Annotated in this window: 6 protein-coding genes; all 6 read left to right on the plus strand. The window is 67.6% G+C overall.

From position 1 onward, the window contains the following. Positions 1-172 precede the first annotated feature (172 nt). The 6 genes from AC1D01_RS21695 to AC1D01_RS21720 all read left to right on the plus strand — a co-directional run bounded on the left by AC1D01_RS21695 (position 173) and on the right by AC1D01_RS21720 (position 4470). Positions 173-889 (plus strand): hypothetical protein, encoded by a 717-nt coding sequence (locus AC1D01_RS21695; RefSeq protein ID WP_477869957.1) that lies wholly within the window; start codon positions 173-175, stop codon positions 887-889. A gap of 33 nt (positions 890-922) precedes the next feature. Continuing rightward, the gene (locus AC1D01_RS21700) at positions 923-1633 is read left to right on the plus strand and encodes a family 16 glycosylhydrolase (protein ID WP_477869959.1); all 711 of its coding nucleotides are present in this window, start codon (positions 923-925) and stop codon (positions 1631-1633) included. Positions 1634-1664: 31 nt separating this feature from the next. Beyond that, a complete protein-coding gene (locus AC1D01_RS21705) occupies positions 1665-1784 on the plus strand; it encodes an alpha/beta fold hydrolase (protein ID WP_477869961.1) in 120 nt (39 codons plus the stop codon). A gap of 128 nt (positions 1785-1912) precedes the next feature. Next, positions 1913-2413 carry a MipA/OmpV family protein gene (locus AC1D01_RS21710; protein ID WP_477869963.1) on the plus strand — a complete coding sequence of 167 codons (501 nt, stop codon included), beginning with the start codon at positions 1913-1915 and terminating at the stop codon, positions 2411-2413. Between the two features lie 19 nt (positions 2414-2432). Next, complete coding sequence (locus tag AC1D01_RS21715; RefSeq protein WP_477869965.1) at positions 2433-3119, plus strand: response regulator transcription factor; 687 nt, start codon at positions 2433-2435, stop codon at positions 3117-3119. A gap of 121 nt (positions 3120-3240) precedes the next feature. Further along, complete coding sequence (locus AC1D01_RS21720; RefSeq protein ID WP_477869967.1) at positions 3241-4470, plus strand: HAMP domain-containing sensor histidine kinase; 1230 nt, start codon at positions 3241-3243, stop codon at positions 4468-4470. Positions 4471-4638 lie beyond the last annotated feature (168 nt).

Genomic DNA, 4638 nt, shown 5'->3' on the forward strand with positions numbered 1-4638 from the left:
CTGCAACGCCGGCCGCGCGCACGCGCGTCGTCACCTGCGAGCRCAACAAGTTCGGCTTGATGATGTGCTATTGAGCCCTGAGCGCAAGAACGGCACGGTCAAGCGCAAAGACGCGACTGTGCCGGCGGCAGGGTGAGAACACCATCCACGTGTCACTTCACAGGAGACATCAGTGGATCAGATCTATCGGCGTTCATGCACCGCCTTGACGGCACTCTTCAGCGCCGTGGCGCTCACGGCCTGCGGCGGGGGAGGGTCCAGCACCGCCACGCCGGCGGCCTCTGCGCCACCGTCGGCGCCCGTGCCGGCTCCCGTTCCGGCACCGCCCTCAGGCCCTTCGTCGAGCGACGTCGCATTCGCGACGCCTTCGAGCGCGACGGACACCAGCGAGGCCGGCAAGATCGAGACCTACGCCTTTGCCGAGAAGGGCAGCGAACTCGTTGCCGGTGCGGCGGCGTATGCACCGGGCGAGGCGAGCTTCAGCGCGACGCTGTCGGGCAGCCAGGCCTACGCCGGTGCGGCAATCCGGCTCTACGCGCCCGGCAACACCGGCGCGGCGCCGGTCACCGCCTTCAATGCCGCGGGTTTCACCAAGCTGAAGATCCAGCTGAAATCGTCGAGCGACGGCGTGTTGTCGATCAAGCTCCAACCGAGCCCGGTGGCCGGTGACGGCTGCACGGCGACGGCCCAGGCCATCGTCAACTCGAGCCTGTCCGAACTCGTCATCGACCTGAGCGACGCGATGTTTCCGCTGCCGGACTACTGCAACGGCATCGGCTCGAAAGTCGGCACCGTCAAGGGCGGTCTCTTCGCGGTCGACGTGATCAACGCCGCGACCACCACGGGCGCGCACAACCTGAGCGTGGGCACCGTGAAGCTCGCCCCCTGATCGCGCACGACAACCCACAACAAGGAGACAAGCATGATCACTTCCATCGTCAAGGGCGCCTTCGCCCTGGTGCTGGCCCTGGGCCTGCACCTGAACGCGCAGGCCACCAACTTCTTCGACGGATTCGACGGCACGGGCGGTCCCAACGKATCGAACTGGGAGACCGCCAACTGGGCCAATGGCGACATCTTCGGCTGCACCTTCGCCTTCAGCGAAGCGTGGCTGACGGGGTGGGGCGGGCTGGACCTGAACGTCAATGGCAGCAACCGCAACGCGGTGAAGTGCGCCGAGGTGCGCACCTGGCAGAGCTTCCAGTACGGCAAGTTCGTGACCCGCCTGCAGCCGGGCACGATCCCCGGCGGCAACAGCTCGTTCTTCCTGTACACCGGCAACGCGGGCACGTCCAACCACTTCGAGATCGACCTCGAGTTCATCAAGGGGGGCACCGTCCTGCACACCAACGTGTGGACGGCGGGCCAGCAGAACTTCCAGCAGTTCGCCATCGCCACCGGCTGGCGGACCATCGGCTTCGAATGGCGTCCGACCTTCGTGCGCTGGTTCCACGTCAACGATGCCGGCGTGGAGATGGAATTCCGGCGCGTCAACACGGCGTTCTCGGCTCCGATGCGCCTGATGCTGAACCACTGGGTCGGCAACAACTCGGCGAACGCCGTCGGCTTCGTGGGCACCTACAACGGTGGCGGCGGTCCGGCCTACTACGACTGGGTGAAGGTCTCGGACTGAGCCGCGTCGTCGTACCATCGAGGAGCGGACCATGGCGCAGGACCTGGTCGCCCTGATGGACCATCTCGGGTTCACGCGCTTCGCGGTCGCGGGCCATGACCGCGGCGGCCGCGTCGCCTACCGGCTGGCGCTCGAGGCGTTCTTCGTCTAGCGCCGCCGCATCGAGCAGAAGTCGCATCCGCAACAAGCAGGCGGTTTGCGGCCCCGTCGGAAAGTGTTCGGTAAGCGTCGAATGCAGAGCATGCCTACCTTCTCAACTTCGACAGGGTAGTGCTCCTCATGCGCACCAGCATTCGTTCCTCAACGRCTCGCCCATCCATGCCCGAGGGCTTTGGCGAGGTGAAGGACGCCTTGGGCGGCAGGGTGTTCGTGACGACGCGCCTGGGCGGTGCGGCGGCGAYGTTCTCGTACACCCAGGCGCTGACCGAGAAGCAGCGAGGGCTGCAGCTCGAAGCGCGAGTCTCCTACCCGTGGCGAGCCACTGGGCGGCTGACGCTGGTTCCGAGCGTGGCCGTCAGCGCGGGCAACGCAAAGTACATGAACAGCTACTTCGGCGTGGACGCGGCACGCTCGGCCGGCTCCGGCCTGCCGCAGTATTCGTTGAAAGGCGGTGTCAAGGAAGCGACGTTCGGGGCGTTGGCCAACTACAAGCTGACCGAACGCTGGGCGATCGTCGGCGGCGTGGTCGCCGGGCAGCTCCTGGGCGACGCTGCGGACAGCCCGATCGTCAAGCGAAAGTCGAATGCCACCGGGATCCTGGGCCTGACCTGCGCGTTCTGACGCAGGTATAAGAAAGGACATGAACCGGATCCTGTTGATCGAAGACAACCTGGCGTTGGCCGGGTTGATCTCGAACGCGCTGGCTGCGGCAGGCGTGGCCGCCGACGTGTTCGACCGCATGGATGCGGCGAGGGCGGCCATGCGCCATGTCGACTACGGCGCGCTGGTGCTGGATCGTGGGCTGCCCGATGGCGACGGGTTGGTGCTGCTGCGCAGCCTGCGCTCGGCCGGCTCGCAGCTGCCGTGCCTGGTCCTCACCGCGCGCGACGCGCTGCACGATCGGGTGGATGGGCTGGAAACCGGCGCGGACGACTATCTCCCGAAGCCGTTTGCCATGGATGAGCTGGTGGCGCGCATACGGTCGCTCCTTCGCCGGCCCGCGAGCACCTGGCGCAGCCTGGAGCCCGTGTACGGCGATCTGAAGCTGCGAACGCAGGCCTGCCAGCTGGAATGCCGCGACCAGCAGATCGTCCTGGCGCCTGCCGAGTTGCAGATCATGCTGCAGCTGGTGCAGGCGGCCGGCGACACAGTGCGCCGCAACAAGCTGGAAGCCGCTGCATGGGGCCTGTCGGAGGCCGTCACGCCCAACGCACTCGACGTGGCACTGCACAGGCTGCGCCGCAAGCTGGGTGTCATCGGCTCTGCCGCGGAGATCGTCAACATGAGAGGGCAGGGCTATGCGCTTCGTCAGACCGGACTGGGTTGACAGCCTGTCGTTCCGCATCGTGCTGGCCCATCTGCTCGGCAGCGTGCTGAGCCTGGGCCTGGTGGCCGGCGTCCTGGTGTCGGTCTTCGGGCAGCCGCTGATGTCCGGGCGCAGCGTGGCGATGGCCGACCTGATCGGCGCGCTGCAGTTCGACGCGCAGGGGCACCCCGTGGAGGTGGCTCACTCCGAGCAGTTCGCGTGGATGTATCGCAGCATGGGATCGGAAGTGACCTACCGCGTGCTGGATCCGGCCGGCGCGGTGGTCCTGTCGCCGAGTGCGGACCGGCGCCCGCTGACCTCGTCGGTCGAGGAGGGCCTGTTCGCGGCCAACCTGGATGGTGTCGCGCTGCGCGGCCGGACCGTGGCGGTGATGCACGACGGACAGCGGTGGCTCGTGCAGTTCGCCGCCAGCCAGCGCCTGAACGACCGCCTGCGCAACGACCTCTGGCTGCCCCTCGTCGGCTCGGGCGCGTTGGTCGGTGGCGGCGTGCTGCTGGTGGTGGTCACGGTCATCACCAGCATCACGCTGGCGCGGCTGCTCAGGCCCCTGGTCCAGACCTCGGCGCAGGTCGCCCGGATCACCCCCGAGGCGCTCGATGCGCGGCTCGACGAAGCCCGGGTGCCGTCGGAGATCCGTCCGCTTGTGCACAGCTTCAACAGCGCGCTCGAGCGGCTGGAGCGGGGTTTCGAACTGCAGCAGGAGTTCCTGGCGACCGCAGCGCATGAACTCAAGACACCGCTGGCGATGATCAGTGCGCAGATCGAGGCGGAGCCCCATCTCGTGAGCCGGGCCACGTTGCTCAGGGATGTGCAGCGCATGGCTCGCCAGGTGCAGCAGCTGCTGATCCTGACCGAGACGCGCGAGGCGCAGAACTATCGCTTCGGCAGCGTCGAGCCGCGCCTGCTCCTCGATGAGATGGGCAGCTACCTGCAGCGCCTGGCGGATGTGGCGGGCGTGGACATCGCGTTGCAGGTGCCGGCCGGCCTCCCACCGTGGAGAGCCGATGGCGGCGCCTTGTTCACGCTGCTGAAGAACCTCGTGGAGAACGCCATCCAGCATGCGCCGCGCAACACGGTGGTGCGTGTGCAGGCGACGCACGACGGGCTGTGCGTCAGCGACGCCGGGCCCGGTGTTGCCGAGGACGACCTGCCGAAGCTCTTCGCGCGGTTCTGGCGCGGCGACACGCGGCGCAACGACGGTGCCGGTCTTGGCCTGTCGATCTGTCGGCAGATCGCCGAGGCGCACGGTGGCACGCTGACGGCTCACCGTGGTGCACCTGGATTGCGGGTTTGCCTGCATCTTCCAGCAGATGCTGCGCTCGCCCGCCAGGCCCGCCATTCGCGCGGTTGAAAGGGCCGATTTCTTCATGGGGGTAGGGGGCTGCACACGCTACGCCTCAGCGTGCGCCGCGGCGGGCGTGCTGAGGCCCGGAAGGGGACCCGCGCGGGATGCCAATTCGACTGTCGAAACCGTGAACGATGGCCTCTCTCACCCACCGCTGCCCCGCATGCCCATGCC

Source organism: Rhizobacter sp. P3_B12 (genome assembly GCF_056402895.1).